Origin of the sequence: Dictyobacter arantiisoli, assembly GCF_008326305.1 — a bacterium.
GTDB classification, from domain to species: Bacteria; Chloroflexota; Ktedonobacteria; order Ktedonobacterales; family Ktedonobacteraceae; genus Dictyobacter; species Dictyobacter arantiisoli.
In genome coordinates this window covers 1-22,681 of sequence record NZ_BIXY01000029.1, presented here as the reverse complement: position 1 = coordinate 22,681, position 22,681 = coordinate 1, and the positions used below count along the sequence as shown (strand labels likewise).

The window sequence follows — 22,681 nt, the reverse complement described above, 5'->3', positions numbered from 1 at the left end:
TCACGTGCTGAACAATTTAAAATTCGTAACTATTCAGCAAGGGGGTCGAAGGGGCCTGCAAGGCCCCTTCGCGGGGTGCGGGGTGTCCCCGCCAAACCCCCTCCTTCGCCGCCGTAAGGCGGCTTGAGAGGTACTGGGTACCTGAATAGTTTAAAATTCATATCTTGAAATACAAGAGCTCTTGCGCAAACAATATATCTCTGCTATGGTTGCAGTACGCAAACAATCAGGAGGTCCAGGAAGCAATTATGTCGCAGAACACACACATTTCATACACCTTATTCATCGATGCCGACGACACATTATGGGAAAATAACATTTACTTCGAGCAAGCTACCAGCAATTTTATTCAATTTTTACGTCACTCCACACTTAGCCCACAAGAAGTTGAAGCTGTGATCAACGAAATACAACATCAGTTGGGTTATGGTTTCCAAAAATTTACGGAAAGTCTGATCGCAACCTATCGTCAATTAAGCGAGCGCCCAATACAAGATGAGGATATTGAGCAGATCCGTACTTTCGGCACGCAACTGGCAAACCATCCGATGGAGGTCCTGGACGGAGTTGAACAGACACTCAGAGATCTAAGTCATCGTCATACACTCGTGCTGGTTACGAAAGGGCACGCTGAAGAACAGCAACTGAAAGTCGAACGCTCCAGTCTGGCGGACTACTTCGAGCATATTATTGTCCTGCCTGAAAAGCATCCAGAAGCATACCAACAACTGTTGCAACAGCTCCATCTCGACGCCACTACTACCTGGATGATTGGAAATTCACCACATTCAGATATCAATGCATCACGGCAAGCCGGTCTGAACACTGTCTTCATACCCCATGCCCACACCTGGCGCGCCGAACTCACCGCATTATGGCTGGATGGTCCAGGTAAACATCTCGTCTTACAAAAATTTGCCGAGTTGAGCGAACACTTTTAAGACAATGTATCAATGTCACCTGTACTGTGCTGTAACTGTAGCTGTAAAAATAAGCGTAAGAGACCACATAAAAGGAAGAGTGCATCTATCTTCTATATCTTTTACGTATTACAATCACTTATGAAGCATTTTTTGCTAAAATAGTTCTGTACATTAAGACAGATTATGTGCCTCTTGCGAGAGACGATGGCCGGTAATTGTAGTGTTGAGGTCTGGTAGAAACTTCTATATGAAGGTATGTCGAGCTTGATTACAGGGGAAGTGGAGGTAAGTGTGAGGTTTATGAGTTATCAATACGACCATTCAGGCAAATATTATCCAGGTGAATTCAAAACGCGCATGTTTCTGGAACTGCTTACATTGTACCTGTTACTCGTTGTTGTGCTGGCGCCAGCATCAATAACACAAGCACTGGGAAAGGATAAACCCGGGGAGAAGAGTGGGCATGGCGATAGCGTGTTGAGTGGGAAAACAATGCGCGCCCGCAGTGATCAACTTATGACATCCCAGACAACGTACCATGTGATGGGTGAGGCCAATCATGATGATCATCAGCAAACAATCATCCATGTTCAGGCGGCTTCACAGCTTGTGCAATCCTCAAAACAATTAGTGGCAACCTTTAACGAGATCCAATTGCCATCGGGTATCGCGTTGCCCATTGCAATCAAACAGGGCCTGGATGGAAGCTATTGGGTGACCGATCTGCAAAGCGGTACCATTGATCGCGTCACAAACAATGGCAACGTCATCAGCTATTCCATACCAACCGCAAATACGGATATAGAAGGGATAACCCTGGCGACTGATGGCACACTCTGGTTCGCCGAAAACAACCGCATTGGACATCTCGCAACTACCTCTTCAGCAAGCAAAACAGCTAAAGATTCTAATGCTGCTACTATTACCGAGTATAAATTGCCTGCTCCCAATGTGATTGCGCTGGGTATTACGCAGGGGCCCGATGATGCCATCTGGTTCGCTGAAGATACCCTGAATAAAATCGGACGCATCAACAACAGCGGTACAGTCAACGAATATCTCCTCCCCGCTACCCTTAGCGATCCCACTGATATCACAGCGGGTCCTGATGGTGCGCTCTGGTTTACCGAGACCGATGGAAACCGTATTGGTCGTCTCACGACCAGAGGTATCCTGACCGAGTTTCCATTGCCCACCAGAGATACTAAACCGTTCAGTATTACCACTGGTCCTGACGGTGCGCTCTGGTTTACCGAACGCACAACCAATCGCATTGGACGCCTCACATCTGCCGGTATTCTGACCGAGTTTCAGGTGCCAACCCCCACCAGCGTCCTTAGCCGCATCAGCGCCGTAGGAGATGGCACAATAGCATTTACTGAAGAACACGCCAATCAGATCGGGCGCATTACGATGGATGGTTCAATGAGCGAATTCACACTTCCTACCCCCGACGCCCTTCCATTCAGTATTACTGGTGGCAAGCAAGGGAGCGTCTGGTTTACTGAGATGAATACCGGACAGATAGGCAATCTTACCTTCCCAATTCTGCCATCTACACAACCCGATATGGAACTCCATCAAAAGCATACTCCAGGTGCAGGGAGAAGCCTGGGAAGAGCATTCTCAGTAACTATGCCTTGTCAGCAGTCAGGGAATGGGTTTTGTGTGCACAGAATAATGCCTCTGGCAGGTGTTGCGGTACGAGCACCTTGAGCGCATCCGGGACGACAGCAATCACTGTCGGAGATCCATTGGCTGTGGTATGCTCAGCGGGATCACCATCAACCTGGATCGCGACGGCTTTGCTGGTACGAACCTCAATGGTATTAGCCATTTCTGTATAAACCCATTGCCTACGCTCGGGACGTCGTAAGACAAAATCAACCAGAATACCCAGACGACCCAGTATGGTCGTGCTACGCACAACACAGACATCCAATTTGCCATCATCGAATTTAGCATGCTCCGTAAATTTGATCTTACCTGCATATAACTGAGTATTGCCAAACACGAGCTGTAACGCATGGAAGTGTTTGTTTTTTCCTTCACTTTTTAAGTCAGCATGGAAATCACGATAGCCAAAACCGAAACAGGTACCCCAAACCACATACGCGATCACACCCAGGCGCTTGACAGGATTCTTCTCAACGGCGTGGGTCACCTCAGCATCGAAGCCGATAGTAGCCATCAGAAGAAAGTAACGCTCGTTGACTTTTCCCAGATCGATACGGCACATTTGTCCATGCAAGAGTACCTCACGAGCCTCCATAATATCGAGAGAGATACCAGTTTCGCGCGCCCAGACATTGACAGTACCGCCAGGCAGGACAGCCAGCGCGGTATTGCTGCCAGCCAATTCCTGGATCACTTCATTGATTGTGCCATCGCCACCGATGGCCACCACCACATCCAGGCCTTGCTGGACAGCTTCGTGGGTGAATTTACCAGCATCACCCTGAGCCTGCGTCAACTTGAGCTCGATATCCCAGCCGTGCTCCCGGAGATAGCGCATCGTGTCCTCGATTTGTGACTGCCGCTGGGTATAGCTACCCGCGGTAGGATTAGCAATCGCAATCGCTGTCTTCTGCTCCTGTCTGGAGGAAACGATAGGTTGGTCTTGCATTTCTTGCTGCATATATCTCATCCTATATATCTATTGGATAGCATTTCACATCTCATAAAAAATAAACACTACCTTTAGTACGCATTAGATAAAGATTCGGGTGAGCTTTTATATGCGCAAAAGACACGCATAGATCACCTGCGCTATTATCAACACATCCCTATCCTTTGCTAGAGTGTGTTTGCCTCCCGTGGTCTCCACGGTCTCTGTGCATGAGTTTTCGCACCTACAGTGCTCAAATATCTTTTTAGTATGTATTGTAGAAAAAATTCTCAGAACTTTTCTACAATACATACTAAAAAGGCGCAGGCGCGCACGCGCCTGCCAGCAGGTGAGCAGCAAGATCTCAATGGGAGTGGGAATCAAACACTATCGATAAAAAATAACTTGTGTGTCGGTTTTATCGTTTTATTACAAATAATTATAGTCCATGTATGCTCGAGTTGAGATGCGTTGGGCTCAGTTTAGCTGTCACATTAAGCGGGCCGGGGCGTGGTTAAAGTAGTAAAGGATGGTTTATAGCTAAAAAGGAGGCCCCATTTTGATGAATCCATCTGTTAACACCGTGCAACGTTCCTGGGGAGCTTTGTTGGTACGGGGCGTGCTCGCGATTATCTTCGGGATCATCGTGCTCGCTATTCCAGGGATTGCCCTGCTGGCATTGATTATTGTGTTCGGTGCCTATGCACTTATCGATGGTGTGATGGCTGTCGTAGCCGCCATTCAGGAACGAGATGTCCTGCCTCGCTGGAAATGGTTATTGGTGGAGGGGGTTGTGAGCATTATTCTTGGTATCGTTGCGTTTGTATGGCCCGGCGAGACGGCGCTTATCCTCCTCTATATCGTCGCAGCCTGGGCTATTATTACAGGAGTGATAGAAGTTGGCGCGGCCTTCACGACCCGTAACTGGATGATCGGTGTCGCTGGCCTGCTTTCAATCATCTTTGGAATTTTGCTTTACGCGCGGCCAGGCGCTGGCCTGTTATCCCTGCTCTGGTTGCTCGGTGTTTACGCGATTGTATTCGGCATCCTATTCATCGTCCATGCCTTCCAGATGCGATCAAGAAGCAATCTCATGTCAGAGAATAATCGTATGGGCGGCTTTAACGCCTGATTGGCAGCTTATCATACGCTTCCTCTATGCAGGAATGGTGGATTTGAGACCAGAGCAGTAAGTCCCAAATTCCATCATTCCTGTTCTCCCTGTAGCCAAATAACATGCTTGCGTTTTATGAGTGTGTAAAGAAATAACGGAAAAATTGCATCCCTGGCAAAATAGTGTATACTTACAAGGGATCGTAGCAATTGCTATGGGTTCAGTCCCCACCAACCATGTTCCCCGTATGCAGCGGTGTACCACATACAATAATACACAGAAATACGCGAGCACGCTCATATCCAACAGCATATGTATGCATTAAGGAGCATCCCATGCAATCCATCATACTCGTTCTTGTCGTAGTCATTCTGGTTTTCATCTGTACCACCAGCTATATGTCCTATCATCGTGAGTCAATACGCAGGGCAAAAGAAAAGAAACGCAACCAATTTAATGATCGCGTCTAGGTCGACCTCATATGACACACTTACCCACGCATGAGAACGACCTTCGGCAATCGATGGTATGCACAATCCACAGCCACATATTCAGGCAGTGTGATCTACCATTAAGACCGTGGGAAGTTTTTGTGTTATGTGGATGATCCCATATCTGGCTCCTTCCCAAACCTAAAGCTAGCAACCGTCAGTATCCTCCACAATAATCCAATTATAAATAATATTCCTCAAACTCTTTTGGCTTCTTTAGCATGCTAAAAATGTACCTATGCTATTGCTTGACAACCTTCTTAGATCAGAATATACTATTAAAGTATTACTTATCCCATAAACTATTAAATCTATTTTCATTACACAAAAATTTAAGCACGAAGGAATGCCATCTTATTTTCCTTCATTTATAGGACGAGGTTCATACATGCTAGAAGATCCATCAGACAGCCTTGCTGATATTCTTTCAAATTCCCCCATTATAGCAGAGATCCTTACCACACACCACCCAACAGCAACTATCCCAGATATAAATAATGCACCTGTATCCCCTTCTGAGACCACATCCGAGCTTTCAACAGAGATACAACCTGAAACTGCCACTGAAATTCAAGCTGAGGCTCCTGCTATAGATCAACCTGAAACTGCCGCTGAAATTCAAGCTGAGATTACAGGGGCAAGCGAGCCTGTTGTGTTAACAGAACCATATGTAGCGGATTTACTGACTGAAACAGTTCAGGGAGTCCAGCAGGTATTGGCGGAAATGCAGCTATTGAAGCAGGATTTTGATACCAAGGTCAAGTATGATGAGAGCAAAGAACGCTTGATCGATGTCCTGCACAACGAATTACAGGGCTATCGCGAAGGACTGCATTTCAAGATCCTGCGTCCATTATTTATGGAACTCATCACGCTCTACGATGATATGAATAGCATTATCGAGAGTATGGGTAAAAAATTTCCAGATCTGGATGAGACGATTATTAAGAATATCCAATCCTTCTCAAAGACCGTAGAAGATATGCTGAGCAATAATGGCGTTGAAGCTTTTGAGATTGAAGAGGAGATCTTTGTTACGCAGAAGCAGCGCGTTTTACACGTTATCCCAACTCATGATGTGACACTGGATAGACATATCGCACGTCGGCTACGCAAAGGCTTTCGCTACGAAAATCGCATCTTACGCCCCGAAATTGTTGAAACGTATCGCTATACAACAACATCATAAAGAAGCACACGCATTATTTCTGAGCTTGCCGGGTACCATTTAAAATAGCCCGACAAGAAACGTTTATTTATCTGTACTCAATACAAAGCATACTATTTTATTTATACCCTCGTGAGGAGACAAAAAGTGAGCGATCAAACAGTATCAACCGTCTTTGGTATCGATCTTGGTACCACCTATTCTTGCATAGCCTATGTCGATGAATTTGGTAAGCCCGTCGTTATTGCCAATATGGAAGGCGATTTAACCACTCCATCCGTGGTGCAGTTTGAGGATGAGAGTCGTATTGTCGGCAAAGAGGCGAAGAATAGCGCGGTCCTGGCTCCCGCGCAGGTCTGTGAACTGGTCAAACGCCACATGGGCGAGAATGAATGGCGCTTCAACTACAATGGCTTCGACTATACCCCCGAGGAAATCTCATCCTATATCCTACGCAAGCTGGCAGATGATGCCGAGCAAGCCACCGGCATTCCAGTCAAGGATGTAGTGATCACCTGTCCTGCCTACTTCGGTATCGCTGAACGTGATGCGACCACACGGGCCGGTGAGATCGCGAATTTCAATGTCAGAGAGATTATCAATGAGCCGACAGCCGCTGCCGTGACCTATGGACTGCAAAACGAACAGGATCAGGTGGTACTGGTCTATGATCTGGGTGGTGGCACCTTCGATATTACGGTTATTGAGATTAAAAATGGCGCCATTACAGTAGTGGCAACCGGTGGCGATCATACTCTCGGCGGACGCAACTGGGATGAAGCTGTGGTAGGCTATCTGGCGGATCAATGGATGGCTGAGGCGGCTTCCGAGGACGATCCCGGGGATAATGAAGAGACACTTCAGGATTTATGGATGCGCGCTGAAGTGGGAAAACATGCGTTGACAGCCCGCAAAGAAACAAATGTGGTTGTCACGCATGCCAGCAAACGCATTGGCATTCCTCTCTCACGCGAGAAATTCGATGAATTGACGAGTTCTTTGCTTGAACAAACCATTGCATTTACCAATGCAACCATCCAGACGGCACGGGCGCGCGGCTATGACCATTTCGATCAAATCTTGCTGGTAGGCGGTTCGAGCAAGATGCTACAGGTTGCGGAACGCCTCAAAGCTGAGTTCAGTATTCCCGTTAAGATGTTCGATCCAGATCAGGCGGTGGCGAAGGGCGCGGCTGTCTATGGGCGCAAGCTGGCTATCGATGAGAAAATCACGATTAAGGTTGCCGAGTTAACCGGACAAGAAGAGGAAAGGGTTGACCTTGAGACCGTCTCCACAACAATCAAAGAGCAGGCACAACAAGAGGTAGCACGCGATAGCGGATTGAAATTGCACGCGGTCAAAAAGTACAATGATATGTCCGTCACCAACGTTGCCAGTCACAGCTTTGGGATTATCGCGCTCGATCCACGTACCCACGAGGACATTATCTACAATCTCGTCCTGGCAAATGATCAGTTGCCCGCCCATAAAACTGAAAATTTCTATACAGAAGTTGCCGAGCAGGAAACAGTGGAACTCAAGGTCCTGGAGAATAAGGGAACCGAAAATGTGCTCAGGGATCTAACATTGGGTGAGGAGATCGGCAATGCTGTGCTGCATCTACCATCCAACCTGCCAGTCGACCATCCCATCGAAGTCACCTTCAATCTTAATCGTGAAGGACGCCTGCATATTGTCGGACGCGAACCGGTCAGCAACGTTTCCATTGAAATTGACATCGAGACAGCACGCGGGATTACCCCTGAAGAGGCTGCGGAAGCGAAGAAACGCTCCAGTCGCCTGGTCATCTCCTGATCCGAAGGGTTGTGCCTGCCTGCAAGTTAATAGCAAGATCTCTGTGCTTGAGTTTTCGCACCTACGGAGATCCGCGCCCTTTTTAGTGTGGTGCAGGGGCGGCAGCCCATGACGGAACGCGATGGCAGGCATGCCGGGGGCATGACAGTCCTCGCAAACTCTCCCTCCTCTCAATCCCCCGGAAGGAGAGAGAGCCAAGGGCGCAGGCGCGCAGGCGCCTGCCAGCAGGTCAAACAGTAAGATCCCGACGGGGATGGGAATCAAACACTTTGTCATACAGGGAAGGCTGTGTGTTCTATATACTTCGCTTGCGCACGCTGCATCCCTGTTTTCAACCAAAGAAGAACTCAATACAACTAGAAATTACGCGGAGTTAGCGCATGAGTACTGTTGTCGGTATCGATCTGGGAACCACCTATTCAGTCATCGCTTATGTCAATGCAGAGGGCAAACCAGAAATCATCCCGAACCAGGATGGCAAATCCACAACCCCATCGGTCATCCAATTTACACCCCAGGGCCCGCTTGTCGGAGCAAGCGCGAAGGAGGCTCAGGCCAATGGAGATAAGGATACCATTGCTTTTTTCAAGCGCAGCATGGGCGATAGCGAGTTCCTGGTCTCGTTCTACGATAAAGATTATACGCCGACCGAACTTTCAACCCTGGTCCTGCGACAATTAAAAGAACAGGCCGAGGTCCATTTACACCAACCAGTGACCGACGCTGTAATCACTGTGCCCGCCTACTTCACCCATCTTCAAAGAACTGCCACAATTGAAGCAGGCACACAGGCCGGACTGAATGTACTCAAGATCATCAGTGAACCAACAGCGGCGGCCCTGGCCTATGGACTGCGTCCCCATGCCCGGGCACAGCGCGTGCTTGTCTACGATCTGGGTGGTGGCACCTTCGACGTTTCCCTGGTTGAAATTACAGATACCGAACTAAACGTACAGGCGACCGATGGCGATCATAAACTGGGTGGTAAGGATTGGGATGATAGCCTGATTCAATATCTTGCAATCCAGTTCGAGCATGAGTTTGGCATTGAACTCAATGATGAAGAATTAAATGATTTGAGCGTGCAGGCCGAACGGCTCAAACATACTCTCTCATTACGACAAAGCGCCCCCATCAGGATTCATGGTGGTGGGCATGTGGGCAACTATACAGTCACGCGCTCCCACTTCGAAGAGATCACACGCGATCTGATGGAGAAAACAAAGCTCCTCACCGAGCGTGTCCTGGCCGCCAAACAGCTCACCTGGGCTGATATCGATGGCGTGCTGCCGGTTGGTGGTTCAACACGTATGCCGGTTGTACGCACATTCATCGAACAGATGTCAGGCAAGGCACCCATGAGCGGGATCAATCCTGACGAGGCGGTCGCGCTGGGAGCAGCCATCCAGGCGGTGATGGAGCTTGAGCAGCGCCAGAAAAACGCGCCCCATTTCCATCTGGCTGGACGCAAAAAAACAACCGATGTGATAGCGCACAGCCTGGGTATGGTTGCCGAAAGCCCTGATAACGAGCGCTATATTAATAGCTTTCTCATTCAGAAAAATCTCACTATTCCGACTGAGCGCACGAAAACCTTTAAAATGCGACTTTTACCTGACGGCACGACGAAGATGGAAGTCTACCTGACCCAGAGCGAAAGTGATGATCCCCAGGAATGTACCTACCTCGGCCTGTATACTTTTAGCGGCTTTCCCCACCTCACGATTAGTGAGACGGAGGTTGATGTCACCTATACCTATGATAAAAATGGCGTGGTCAACATTGCCGCTACAGAAAAGAGCACCGGCTGTCCGCTGCTCCTGAAGATTGAAGATCTGCCAGCCGATGTGCCGGAGCGTTTCCTGCTGGCACCAGCCAGACAGGCACCACAGCAACCATCCACCGTCTATCTCGCCTTCGATTTATCGGGAAGCATGAGAGGGAAGCCGCTGCGAGCAGCACAGAAGGCTGCTCGCGATTTTGTGCTGAATAGCGATCTACAGTATACCTCGATTGGCCTCATCTCCTTCTCAAATGAAATATATATCGATCTTAAGGCCACGAAAGATCCCCATAAAATTGAACAAGCCATTGATGGACTGCTCATTGGACGGACCGGACCCGGCAACCTCGGACATCCCTTCAAACACCTCTCAGATCTGCTGAGGCATGAGAGAGGATTGCACTACGCGCTGGTGCTCACTGATGGAGCCTGGGTCTATCCAGAGAAAGCGATCAAGGCGGCAAAAAAGTGCCACAGCGAGCAGATAGAGGTTATCGCCGTTGGTTTCGGAAATGCGAGACATCATTTTCTTTCCCAGATCGCCTCTTCAGCCAAACAAAGCTTGTTTACAGATCTGGGGAATCTGAGCTCGACCTTCAGTACCATCGCCCAGGAGATAGCTGTAGCCGCACCAAGATAGCTTCCAGTAAAAATATATACATAATCAAACAACGAGACAAGAGATAGAAAGCATATGAGTACCACACAACCAGCAGTCAATTATTTTATCCTGCTTGAGATCAATCCCGATGCACCCTGGAGTGACGCGGATTTTGATCAAATAGTACGGCAGCGACGCAATGATTGGAGCCGTAAAAGGAATGGGGTGGGATCAGCAGCCCAGGCGGCAAAACAGAAGCTGGAGCAACTAAAGGGTTATGAGATTCTAAAGAATCCAGCAGAACGAGAAAAGCAGGCCAGAGAGGCTCGCAATGCGCAAACCGGAGCCAGAGACAAAGAAATGGCAGAGATGACAAAGGCTCTAGAGTTCATCACAGCCAAAGGTTATATCGAACAAAACGAGATTGACGCGCTACTCAAAAGATATCCTCTGCTCACCGAGCAGGATATTCGTAAGCTGTTGACCGTCCCTATCAGCACAGCCCCAAACTCGGGAAACGCCGCAAAACCACCTGTGCAACGCCTTAATGAGACCACATTTAAGGATATCAATAACAATCTATCCATATTGCATATGCAGACCTTTTACGAGCTCCTGAATCTGGATGCTACCACTTCCAATGAAATCCTGTACCAGGCAGCCGAGGCACTTTACAATGATGTGGTGAAAAGAAAACCATCCTCGGAAATTGATGCTAAAAAGCATCTGGCAGGTAAAGCCATGGTTATCTTCAAAACGGCGGAGGAGCGTCATCGCTATGATGAGAGTATTCGCTATCGCAAGCTTGAGGCCATCCTCAAGGAGTTTTCAAATGCGATCAGCTCTGGCACGCGCAAGCATGTCACGCTCAAACAGGTAGAGGCATTGCTGGAACGTACACGCGAGGCTGGCTGGGATGATGAGGAGGCGCTGAATGAGTTGATCGAACTGGCGAGGCAGCGTGCATGGACACTGGAGCTACCAGTTGCCAATCCACAGGCGCAGAAATTGCAACGTTGTGGGCATTGCGCCCACATGAATGAGCCGGAGCACAAGTTTTGTCAGTATTGTAATTATGAGCTGCTGACAACCTGTCCTGATTGTGGAACAAACGTGAAGGCGGATGCTGTCGGTTGCAACGCCTGTGGTTTCGCAGTCGGGAATCGCTTCAGGGTCGATGATCTGCTCGAAAAGCTACCACATACTCAGGGTATAGAAGCTCAGTTGGAATTATTAGATGAAGCGGCCAGGCTCTGGAAACCAGCCAGAAGCGACAAACGTGTACAAACGATAAACCTTGAGCGTGCAGCTTTGCTCCAAAAGCGGCAGGAACGGCAACCATACCGCCAACAACTGGATGCCTACATCAGACACAATCAGTTTTACGCAGCACAGCGTTATCTTGAAGATAATCGTGAACAGATCGATAACGCGGCATCCCTGGGGCAAGAGATTGATGCCAGAATAAGGCAAGCAGGCAGTCTGCGCAACAGGGCACAGGCCAGCCGGAACACTGAAGAGCAAGCTGATCTTTATCGGCAGGCGTTGCTTATTTGTAGCGATGATCATGAAGCACGCGAACAGCTGAGCAAGATGCCGCCAACACCAGCAAGCGCGCTAAGCGTGCGTATCAATAATGCCCAGGTCACGCTCAACTGGCTTCCTTCACCTACGCAGGGTGTGCGCTATCAAATTATCCGAATGGCATACAAACAGCCCGCGACGCCCAGGGATGGTACATTGCTCGCCACAGTGAGCGCTATAACCTATACCGACACCCAGGCGGAAATCGGCATTCCACTCTACTATACCATCTTCACTGAATGTGAAGGGATTATTGCGACACAGCCAGCCCTGCTCAGCATGCCCATCTTCCTGATACAGGATATTCAGGATGAGTTGCTAGAAGTCGATCATCAAAAAGTTATCTTACAATGGAGCACGCCTCCCAACGTGCAGAGCATCGTTGTAGTTAGAAAAGAGCGTCTGGCCCCTCATACTATCGAGGATGGACAGCGCCTCATACTCACAGACAATGCGCGCCTGATCGATACCGATGTGCTGAATGAGCATATTTATTACTATAAGATCTACAGCCAATTTAACAATCAAGGAAAGATTCTGACCTCGCCGGGAAAGGTGATCAAAGCACGGCCCGAAGCCCCACCAGACCTGATCACCGAGCTGGCTATCACCAATGAAAAACAGGCGGACGGCTATCAGGTATACCTCAAATGGAAAACACCATCTAAAGGCAAAGCCATCATACTTAAAAGTGAACAGAGTAGCGGATTGAAGAGCGGCAAAATCATTCCGATGGAGCATTTAGCACGCTATGGAACTACCCTGGAGGGACAATCCGACAACCTGACCGATGAATGGCCGAGCCAGGGCAGTTGCTACTATACACCATTCGTCTGTGTCGGACGAATGGCTTATTGTGGCACGGAGGTCCACTATGCCTGTATTGACGAGGTTGAAAACCTGAGTGTGGAGAATCTTGGGACTGTTCTGCGCTTACGCTGGGATTGGCCGTCAGAATGTCGAGAGGTCATGATAGCTTATAAATATGCGGCCGGGGATAGCAAGATGGAATTCTCACGTACGATCACACGTTCTGAATATGCGAACGCAGGCTATCTGGATATTCGTGGCGAAAAGCAATGTGATTATTTCATACGTGTTACCAACCTGATCCGTCAGGGCCAACATCTCATTACCTCTGCCGGCGTCGATATACAGGCCAGGCTGGTTAACAAGCTGGCGTTGACCTATGAAATCAAGAAAGCCCTCTTCAGCCAGAAACGCACGCTGCATATTCGCACGCTCACGCCAGGAGAGCTACCGACCATCCTGCTGATCGCACGGCGGGACCATCTGCCGGCAAAAAAGACGGATGGAGAAAGAATTTTACAGCTCGAAGGTCCTATCTCTATCAAAAAAGAGCTCAGTTTCCCACTACCAGACAGAAAATATAGCGGGCGCACCTTCAGCAAATTGTATGTAGAGGATGATAGCGCCTACGACTATCTCAAGATCCAGCATCCCAGCGATACAACACTCAGGCTCGATTAAACAGGTATTGAAGAGAGGATCAGATAAAAAGATGGCGGTTCAACAACACTACTATACATCATATAACAGTGTCAAAAATGCGCGAGGAGGATTTCAGATGCTTGCGAGGTCCGCCGACCTTGAGCCAGCCGATCAGCAACAAATTGAAAGACTGCTCGGCTATCGTATCCCAAAAGGGATGAATGAATATGAGATTGAGCGCCATCCTATCGCCTTGCGCTACTACTATCAAAATCCTGAGAGTTGTCTGTTGATCCACAGCCAATCCTGTGGCAATGACAACTATGGGCGACCGGGCAACTTTTTCGCCCATTCGCTCGCCATGCCACCGGATCTATTCACCAGCATTCCCCCGATCTTCTTCTGGAGAAGTCCCTTCTGGTGCACGAGCTTCAGTAGCAAACATGCGGAATTGCCAGCGCTATCAGAAATGGAGATAGATCCCTCATTCGAGATCGAACAGGTCTGGGAGTTGCTCCAAAAAGAGTCAGCACGGCAGATCCTCGCGGCCCTGATGTCCACGGTAATCCATATGGAGGAGCGTGTCAGGCCAATTATTATTATTGATAGCGCGGACAACGTCGCGCTATGGATCGCCGCACTCAGCTGTCTGCTGCCACCCGCCTATCGTCCACTGCTCAGCTTTACCACCTATCATCATGATCCCAGGCAATCCCCATTTACGATCACCGGCTGCGTAGCCGAGGCGCAATTTCAACCCGACGCCAGCGACTACCACAGTTACTTTATCCTCAACGCCACCAGCGGAAAAATGAGCCAGGGAGAGGATACAGCCTATACACGCCTGCTCAAAAAAATCGCCAGTGAAGAACTATATGAAGAAATCCTGCTCCCTTTCTTTGAGGCTCACTATGACCAATGCGCGGCCCACGCCCGTATCGATAGTGAACTGGATCAGCTTGCCGCAACATGGATATCTGCGTAGGTGGCGCATTAAAGCAATCATTTATATTTTAAAGAGATACACGTCGATAAGAACGACATCATTGGTCTCGGCTGTATTGAAAAGCGGTTGATAGGGTACAGCATCAGCAAAGGGCGCAAAGCCTTTTCTGCCCATGTCTCCCAGCAGCGCATAGACCTTGTTGGCGACATTTTGCGCCCGTCCAACATTGTTATCATCCGTACCCGCCTCAACGATAACCAGGCCGACGCGCCGACCGCGCAACTCCGGGCGCGCTTCAATATCGTGCTTCAATTTATTGATCGCATCCTGGTTGCCGTCCAGAAGGCCCTGCGTATCCTCATTGGCGAAGCGCATCGGCTTGTAGGATGTCTCCAGGCGATCCGGACGGGCAGTACACTTCCAGAAGGCGGTCACCGGCGCGGCATTGGCGGTTCCAGTGAACATGAAAGAGCCGTTCTGACAGGGCACGGCCGATAGATGAATGGTAATCGTTTCGCCGGGATGGATGGTTCCATCGGTCTGCGTATACTTTATCCCGCCAACAGTATAACTATAGTGAATAGTATCGCTGATATCGCTTCCCAGCGACCACTTCACGGGCACCTTCGAAGCACTCGTTTCCGAGAGCATCAACTGGCCGACACAGCGCGGTGTATTAACATTACCAGCCGAACATTCCTGCTCATTGGAAGGTCGGGCCGTCAGCGGGGACACGATCAGCCTGGGTGGCGCAGCAGGCAAGGGTGGTGGCACACCAGGAATAGCGGCCAGAAAGATCACCATCAAGCCAAGGAACAAGTCGGCAAAAAGCCAACCAGCCAGCAGAACGGGACTATTTTGAACGGGACGCAGCATTATTTATCCTCTCTTTTCTCACTTGCTCGCTTACCCCTCAGGCAGGTATATTAGCTGCAATCCGCCGTGCAATATCACTTATGTTAACAGTTGCGCCGCTGATGTTGTTCGCACTTGCATCAACTTTTTCGGTCATGTGGTGCAGCACCGTCGTATGGTCGATCATATTGGTGACCAGTTGTCTCTGTGCATTGTGCTCAACTTGCAGTTCTCGGACCAGTTCCTTCTGCTCATCGGTATAGTGGGAGATACTGCCAGCCAGGGTTCTCGCTTCGTTGACAGTGCCATCGAGGACCACCAGCACGTTATTGAGCTTCTCGCCCCAGAGGTTTTGTTGCCTGACAACTTCTTCTTGCGCGTCCGCCTGCCGTGTCAATTGCTGCTGAATATGACCGGAAATCGTCAACATGTCTTTCTGCTGACCGACCGTCTCCTGCGTCGGCGTAACAAGCTGATCGACAGTCGTGTTCAAGACCTTATTTGACTGATCGAGATCGCGGATCGAGGACGCGACATTATCCATGCTTGTGACCAGCGACGCTTTAAAGGAGTTGAAGAGGGCAAATTCTTCCTTCTGGCGCTTGATCAATTGTGACATTTCCTCGCGCTCAGACTTCATCTGCGCTTCAAAGCCAGCCACCATCGTAGTAAAGTTATCCACGACCGTATTGAAGCGATCAACAAAGTTGACCGGCTGCGAGCGATTGCGGATCGAGAGGAAGAGCGTGGCACCTGCCAGCGCATGCGCCAGATCATCACGTAACAGCTCCGCCTTCCGATCTTGCTTCAATTGGAAGTAATTGTTCAAAATGGAGGAAGAAACTGTTAAAAGAACAATCACAAGGATAAGACCAACATCGATAGAGGCAACACCAGCCAATCTATCGTACCAGGGAACAGTGTCATTAAAACCACCCTGCCATAATTGCAGGAAAGGCGTTGTGCTATTTTTTGGATACTGAGTGACGAGCGTGTAGTAGGCGGGAATAGCCTTTGAAATAGCTAACCAGGTAAAGAAAAGCGGTAGAAAAATACAAATGTTTCTAACAGCATCAATCCATACAGCCAGATTATCCACCCTTTGCTGCACGCGGAAACGATTGACAAGCGCATCGATATCGATCATTTTATAAATATTATTGCCAGACCAGGCATCCGCGTACTTACCATCAGCGACCGCATCGCGTAATTCATGCAAACGCTCAGCGCCCTTTTCATCTCCAGGTTTAATCATGTCAGCCAGAGCAGCCAGCTGATCAATTACAACACCTTTATCGTTTAACATAAATAATCCAATACTCCTTCACATCTCATTGTTCATTTTTGTTATGTATAAATATCCAAAATAACGTATTCTTATAACTTCACCTTGCCATTCTCACGGCTCACGGCTCATGGATGATCCCAGGCTGATCAGACAAGGATTGCTTATCCTCTTGTGATAGGGGAAAGGATACATGGCTTCCTTGAGGAGCTCGATACTTTGGAGCCGGGGCTATGTGCGCAACAGATGTATCTGTATACGCTCTGGCAGGAGCTATCGAGGTCACGGGAGGCTGCTTGAGTACATTAACCAGTCCTACAGAAGCTACCGGAGCCTGTAGTTGCGATCTCCTGGATGGCAGAACATCGGGCCTGATAGCTGGTATTTTCACTGTTTCTTTGCTCCTGGAAAAAAACTGTTTGAGACCACCCGAACCAGCAGGGTAGGCGCCCGTACGATACATCTTCCAGATCTTCCAATCTCTGATGTGCCAACGCTGCTTATTATTAAGCTCATCAATGGTTTTTTTATCACTATACTGTAACAGCAAGTGAAAGATACGCGGCAAAACTTCATGAGATTTGATGTTATAATCTTTATCTTCCTGATACAAAACATTCGCAATAGCATGTTGCATATACAGAAGCAAGCGTCTGGAATTGTTTTTTACCTGCTCTGCTTGAGCAGCATATATAGAGAGATTTTCGATAAAATCCACAATCACTGAATCCGTTTTGACTGCGAACAAAGAGACTGGCGCGAGAATGGTGAGTACACTTGCTATATCCTCATCATCCCAGATTACTGGAATAAGATATTTCAGTAAGCATTCCCAGTAATCAATATCTTTTTGTAGCTGTAGATTGGCAATAGCTCCTGCCAGAGCATGCAATTCTGACTCATTTGTCACCAGTTCACGAGCATGATTATTCGCACCACTAAACAATGTTGTACGGATGTGAAGCCAATCTCTGGCACGCTTCTGATCATCTGCATAACACCGGTTGTTTCGAGTAATAGTATCCAGCAGTGCGCCTGTCCCGGCTGCTTTGAGAATAGATAGATCCAGCTTACAGAGCAAAAAATGTTCAATGCAATAGCCTGTAACAGCTTTATCTGGGATGACCAATAAGAGATATTCCCAGTGCTTCAGAAAGAGAGAATGTAATTCTTCTGCACTCAAAGTGGATTGCAGCAAGAGAGCTTCGATTTCTTGAGGAAGCAAGGTCTGTAATTGTAAGAGTTGTTCAATCGCGGATATGTCGTCCTGATCATCCACCTCAACGAGGGAGAGCAGATGGTTGACTGTCGATTGTGCGGCGTCCTCATCGATCTGCGCTGCCAGCTTCTGCGCGTAGTAGGGATGCACAGTAGCCAGATGCTCATCTACTGTGAATAGTTGAGCTGTATGGGATTGCCGGGTCGAAAAGAGCTGATAGGTATCCAGAAAAGAAGATAGATTATTGACCCTCTTGAGCAGTGTCATCTTATAAAAGGCATGTATGGTCTTTTGATCCTGGCGGTTGTCAGCCAGGAATTTCTCTACTATATCATGGGCATAGCTGGCACACGCCTGCAAGCGATGCGCGCTTAATAGCTTCATAGAAGCCTGATCCTGTGGCACGCCAGCCTCTTGTAGTAGCAGAGCGCCATCACGTCCATAAGCCCATTTCAAGACATAACCTGGATGCGAAGGCTCATGTTGCAAACCTTCCAGCGTCGAAAAGCAGGTCGCGACAATCCGCGTAGCTGGACTGTCCTCTAACCTGTCTTCATAGGTACTAAAGGTAGCCTGTCTGGCTAGATACGGCGGTAAGCAATGCAGCAATCCCCAGATCAGCTCGGCATTGCGCTCGGTCGCGCTATGAATACCCTCTTCCGCATAGGTTTCCAGATAGAGATTTTCCCAACCTTCAAACGTGAGATAGGCATTGACCAGCATCTCCAGGTGTTCCCGGTAGTGCCTCTGATTGACAGCTTCGCGCATGATAGCGGCTACACTGAGTGATCCAGCATGAAGCTGTGTCTTATGTACTGCTGGCAATTCTATCTGTTCAACAGGTAAACTGTCATGGATCTGCCAGAACGGGGAATGCCAGGAATCAATCGCCTCAAGCGGAGTGATATCATTCAGGTTTGTGAGCGCATGGATAAAGGAGACCCCCGCCCGCCCATAGGCATCCTTACCGCCGTAGACACGCTGCAGCAGACACGGGCCGGCAAGGGTCACGATATACGCCAGACCATAGGGAGACGAGGCAGTGGTACTCTCATAGGGATTAACACCTTCCGGCAAGGTATAGTGTAAATACTTTTCGAGCTCCTGATACCACTCGCTGTGGAGATTGAGCAAGTTCTGTGAGGCAGCACGCACCCTGTGCCCGGTGATACTGCCAAGACCAGTGGTCGACCAGGTATACCAGAGTTGATCCATGATCCATCCTTCCTAATCTTCTCTGTATGCTTCGTTTCTTTCAAGCCATCCTAATCGGCATCGATAACCTGGAGTTTCCACAAAATCCAGAGCAGGGGATCAAGACAGCGCAATGATTCAATCACAGGATAATGACCATCTTTAGCTGCCCAACCGGTCGCGGAAACGGCGAAGAAGGAGACAGTATTGAAGAGCTTGCTGGATTGGATCAGGACCTTATCTCCAAAACGCAGGATAAAATTGCGTACCTCGCTATCAATCGTGGCATAATCATCAGTATTTAAGCGATTGGTGGATGTACCCTCATACAAAAACTGCGTCGAGGATATCTCAGAACGCACCACATATTTGAGCAGATCCGACTTCGAGAGCGTCACGGCAACAGGAACATCAATGGCCTCACCCGAACTCAGACCCATGCCCAACCGAAACGTTTCTGTAATCCGATTTAACATATCCGCCGAGCTACTCTCCCGGACGACCTGCGGCTTGAGATTATCTGGCAAGGATTTCACGATATTGGGCATCGTCAGAGGATCGGCCAGGAAGATAAATGCCGACGCCTTCAAGACATATGAGCTATACTGGACCATCCGCGACTGGTCCGCCAGATCTTCACCCGAGGAATCATAGAAGAAGAGATTTACAATTTTCGCTCGCTTGCGTCCAGCCTCTTTCGGAAAGATAAGCTCATAAATCAGCGGCTCATTCAATTCAGAAGTAGCCCGGGGCGTGAGAGGAATCTGCTGTAATTTGCCAAAGACGTAATTGTAATATTTGTTTTTGTAGGTAGTATCGGTATTTCCCCAACCCACAATTTTACTACAACCAATCAGTTCTAAAGTCTCGCGCTGCTTGAGCAACTGAATACAAGAAGCGATATAATGGCTTTTCCCCGCCGAGCCATCCCCAATCAGAGCAATAAGATAATTATCAGCCTGCTCAATATTTGGAGGCAAGATACTGTTACAGGCCGGATTAGGACATTGTCGGCCAGCCATCTGCTTCACGTATTTTTGGCCTTTAACAGTAGTAATCCAAACACGCGCCAGCATACGTTGGATACTGGATGTGGGGGCTTTTTTAAGTACCGTGCCATTGGGCAGAGCGGAAACAATATCACAATAGCCAGGATAAAATTGAGTGCCGCAACTCGGGCAGCTTAATTTACGCCAGGGATCAATAAATGCCATACCAGGAACCTCTTCAATATATACATATCCATATACATACATAAGTATCGTTTGCTTAAATTTCAGACGGTTTTTGAGAAATACCCTCTCACGCTCAATCGCCAGATTTTTGAGCATTTGAACTACAACCAATCCCGCTCTGGCAAAGCAGCCTGATTTTAAACTCAAGCATTATTGCCAGGTAGGGATTGAACACCGTTTTACATGCGGGTTTTGGATCAGGTAGACCCAGAACCGAGATACGGATAAAACCGGACATACTGCGCCTGGATCGAAATATGAGCTAGATCGAAATGTGAAAGAGTGTGTGCAATATTTGCTGGAGAAACGGGGCAAGCGCGGCGATCAGAATAGGACTAAGAAAAGAGATGATCTGGATGCGCACAAAAGGCAGCGGCCAGGTAGAATAATCATCTGGATTAGGGAGCTGTTTCGCAATATCGAGCTGTTCTTTGGCCTTTTTGGCCTCGTCATACTCACCTGCAACCAGGGCAACCTGGAGGATCTGCTGCCATTGTTCTATATTCATGGCATAGATATTTGACTCACGCTCCAGCATCTCTGCCATTTGCACATGGATACCCCAGAGCGGTCGAAAAAATGCATAGGTAGCTACTAATGTTAACAGGATGACAAAAGTAGGACTGATGATTTTGATTGGTAAAAGTATGTCAGCACCAATATAGGGAAAAATGCTCGCAAGGAAGAAAGAGATTGCCAACGTCAAATCAAGCAATAGCAGTGGTAACGCAAGATCCAGGCAGAAAAGGCCGAGCCATCTGAAACCATTGCTACTGTCTGGATGGTTGGGATGTAGCAAGAGTGTGAAGTTCGAGCAGAGTTTCGTGAGATAAACTCCTGTTGTCCCCATAGCCCAGCTTCCAATAGCCACAAGACACGAAAAAGTAACGGCGAAGAGGCAGACAAAAATGCGTCCCAGCAGCACCAATGCATTGAGCAGATTGTCAGAACTAAATGGCTTCAATATTTCAGTGAGAGGAAGGATTGAGAAGAGGCATAGAGCTAACAGTACCCAGGCAAATATATAGTAAAGACGAAATTTGCGTAACTTTCCCCGGGCCAGAAGAGCATCCTGATATCCTTCGAGGAAAGAAAAATATCTCTTCTGCAAGACCTCTTTATCACTCTCAACCTTCGAAAGGATATATTGCTCCGGTCGGGAAGGATAGAGGATCTTTTTAAAAATCGCGGGCACGCGTTGCTGCCATCGCTCAAAGAGCCAGACAATGACGATAAATAGTGCAAACGGAACAATCAGGCGTAAGGAGGTCACATCTGAGCGTGACAAGGGAAAACCACAGGCATTTTGTGTTAAATTGGCAACACACACGCGCCAATCATACAAAATATCAATCAGAAACTCAGAAAGAAAAAAGCCGATGACAAGGGCATGGACCCACATGAGAGGATGTGCCGCTGGCTTCGACTTCTGAGGACGTGCTGACGATGGAAAAAAACGAAATGTTTCCCAGAAAAGTGCATATGCATCTTGCATGAATAAAAACACCTCTTGTTGTGCAGGATAAAAAATTTGAGCTTATCAGAATCCTGGCATTGCGTCCAGATTTAAGCGAACGGTGAATACATAAACCCAGATAATAGAATAAAATAACAGAGTGCTTGATAGAGCAGTAGAAAGAACGAAAAAATTGAATGACCTTTGAAGCATCTCCCTCAGTTGCATTGTATTCAAATTAATAATAACATTAATGTACATAAAATTACAAATAAACGTGTGACAAAATAAAAATTTCCTATACAGACAGGGAATGGCTTATCATCTAAGGATTTCTAGAGCATGAAAAATTCGCTTTCCCAGGCGCATCAACAAATAACTTGCCCTTACTGTTTCTCGCACTTCACCTTACAGGATGTACATTTTCGTTGTATCAATCCCAGTTGTACCAGCAAGGGAAACGACAACGAATACGCGCGGAGTCGAGGGACAAACCGCATCATTATGGGCCGTGTACTACTACCACTACCAAAAAAATCAAAGAGTATCTTTCACTTCACGGTACCGTATGAGCTTCTTTGTAGCTCCTGCCAGGTTGTCAGTACCACGCGCCTCTGTCCCAAATGCCACTATGCGCTTCCATCTAATATCGAGCAATGTGAACAAAAAGTGATCGCGATTATCGGTGGTCGTGCCACTGGGAAGACGCATTATATTGCTGCATTAATTCATCGTCTGACCCATACAATCGATCCCGATTTCTCCATCACCGTCACCTCAGCGGGAGATGAAACGCAGGAACGCTGGATGCAAGATTTTTATACCCCATTATTCTCCTGAAAATAGCCGCTCCACAAAAGCAGGCAGCAGAGATCATGCCGTCTCTGCTGCCTGCTGTAATTGGACCTGGTACCCTAATTGCTCAAGACGGCGAAGCGCTCGACGTTTGGTG

The 22,681-nt window shown here is 48.2% G+C and carries 16 protein-coding genes; 10 read left to right on the top strand and 6 right to left on the bottom strand.

The genetic code is table 11. The features are described 5' to 3' along the window. The first annotated feature begins 248 nt into the window (after positions 1–248). Both F1593_RS11405 and F1593_RS11400 read left to right on the top strand, forming a co-directional pair. Positions 249–941 carry an HAD hydrolase-like protein gene (locus F1593_RS11405; protein WP_235932553.1) on the top strand — a complete coding sequence of 231 codons (693 nt, stop codon included), beginning with the start codon at positions 249–251 and terminating at the stop codon, positions 939–941. Between the two features lie 282 nt (positions 942–1,223). After that, a complete protein-coding gene (locus F1593_RS11400; protein WP_149401690.1) occupies positions 1,224–2,639 on the top strand; it encodes a Vgb family protein in 1,416 nt (471 codons plus the stop codon). Here F1593_RS11400 and F1593_RS11395 read toward each other — a convergent pair. Beyond that, positions 2,557–3,561 carry a diacylglycerol/lipid kinase family protein gene (locus tag F1593_RS11395; RefSeq protein WP_172632054.1) on the bottom strand — a complete coding sequence of 335 codons (1,005 nt, stop codon included), beginning with the start codon at positions 3,559–3,561 and terminating at the stop codon, positions 2,557–2,559. The two genes, F1593_RS11400 and F1593_RS11395, sit on opposite strands and share 83 nt — an antisense overlap. A gap of 532 nt (positions 3,562–4,093) precedes the next feature. Between F1593_RS11395 and F1593_RS11390 the strand changes: the two genes are divergently transcribed. The 7 genes from F1593_RS11390 to F1593_RS11365 all read left to right on the top strand — a co-directional run bounded on the left by F1593_RS11390 (position 4,094) and on the right by F1593_RS11365 (position 14,524). Next, positions 4,094–4,663, top strand: coding sequence for an HdeD family acid-resistance protein (locus F1593_RS11390; protein WP_149401688.1), 570 nt, complete (start codon positions 4,094–4,096; stop codon positions 4,661–4,663). Between the two features lie 317 nt (positions 4,664–4,980). After that, positions 4,981–5,115, top strand: a complete 135-nt coding sequence (locus F1593_RS29600; RefSeq protein WP_268907041.1) for a hypothetical protein — start codon at positions 4,981–4,983, stop codon at positions 5,113–5,115. 409 nt (positions 5,116–5,524) lie between these two features. Next, positions 5,525–6,325 (top strand): nucleotide exchange factor GrpE, encoded by an 801-nt coding sequence (gene grpE / locus F1593_RS11385; RefSeq protein WP_172632053.1) that lies wholly within the window; start codon positions 5,525–5,527, stop codon positions 6,323–6,325. A gap of 126 nt (positions 6,326–6,451) precedes the next feature. Then, complete coding sequence (locus F1593_RS11380) at positions 6,452–8,119, top strand: Hsp70 family protein (protein WP_149401686.1); 1,668 nt, start codon at positions 6,452–6,454, stop codon at positions 8,117–8,119. A 380-nt stretch (positions 8,120–8,499) separates the two neighbouring features. After that, a complete protein-coding gene (locus tag F1593_RS11375) occupies positions 8,500–10,542 on the top strand; it encodes an Hsp70 family protein (protein ID WP_149401685.1) in 2,043 nt (680 codons plus the stop codon). A 54-nt stretch (positions 10,543–10,596) separates the two neighbouring features. After that, complete coding sequence (locus tag F1593_RS11370) at positions 10,597–13,578, top strand: zinc ribbon domain-containing protein (RefSeq protein WP_149401684.1); 2,982 nt, start codon at positions 10,597–10,599, stop codon at positions 13,576–13,578. After that, positions 13,514–14,524, top strand: a complete 1,011-nt coding sequence (locus tag F1593_RS11365) for a GAP1-N2 domain-containing protein (RefSeq protein ID WP_308482872.1) — start codon at positions 13,514–13,516, stop codon at positions 14,522–14,524. Before F1593_RS11370 ends, F1593_RS11365 begins: the two co-directional genes overlap by 65 nt. 21 nt (positions 14,525–14,545) lie before the next feature. On the opposite strand, the gene F1593_RS11360 is transcribed toward F1593_RS11365, so the two are convergent. The 5 genes from F1593_RS11360 to F1593_RS11340 all read right to left on the bottom strand — a co-directional run bounded on the left by F1593_RS11360 (position 14,546) and on the right by F1593_RS11340 (position 21,768). Then, a complete protein-coding gene (locus F1593_RS11360; RefSeq protein ID WP_149401682.1) occupies positions 14,546–15,361 on the bottom strand; it encodes a hypothetical protein in 816 nt (271 codons plus the stop codon). Positions 15,362–15,398: 37 nt separating this feature from the next. Next, positions 15,399–16,646 carry a hypothetical protein gene (locus F1593_RS11355; protein WP_149401681.1) on the bottom strand — a complete coding sequence of 416 codons (1,248 nt, stop codon included), beginning with the start codon at positions 16,644–16,646 and terminating at the stop codon, positions 15,399–15,401. A gap of 100 nt (positions 16,647–16,746) precedes the next feature. Then, positions 16,747–19,059 carry a GAP1-N2 domain-containing protein gene (locus tag F1593_RS11350; protein WP_149401680.1) on the bottom strand — a complete coding sequence of 771 codons (2,313 nt, stop codon included), beginning with the start codon at positions 19,057–19,059 and terminating at the stop codon, positions 16,747–16,749. Positions 19,060–19,109: 50 nt separating this feature from the next. Then, a complete protein-coding gene (locus F1593_RS11345; protein WP_149401679.1) occupies positions 19,110–20,252 on the bottom strand; it encodes a TRAFAC clade GTPase domain-containing protein in 1,143 nt (380 codons plus the stop codon). A 283-nt stretch (positions 20,253–20,535) separates the two neighbouring features. Beyond that, on the bottom strand, positions 20,536–21,768 hold the full coding sequence (locus tag F1593_RS11340) for a hypothetical protein (protein ID WP_149401678.1): 1,233 nt from the start codon (positions 21,766–21,768) through the stop codon (positions 20,536–20,538). Between the two features lie 303 nt (positions 21,769–22,071). Between F1593_RS11340 and F1593_RS11335 the strand changes: the two genes are divergently transcribed. Further along, positions 22,072–22,569, top strand: a complete 498-nt coding sequence (locus tag F1593_RS11335; RefSeq protein ID WP_149401677.1) for a hypothetical protein — start codon at positions 22,072–22,074, stop codon at positions 22,567–22,569. Positions 22,570–22,681: the final 112 nt, after the last annotated feature.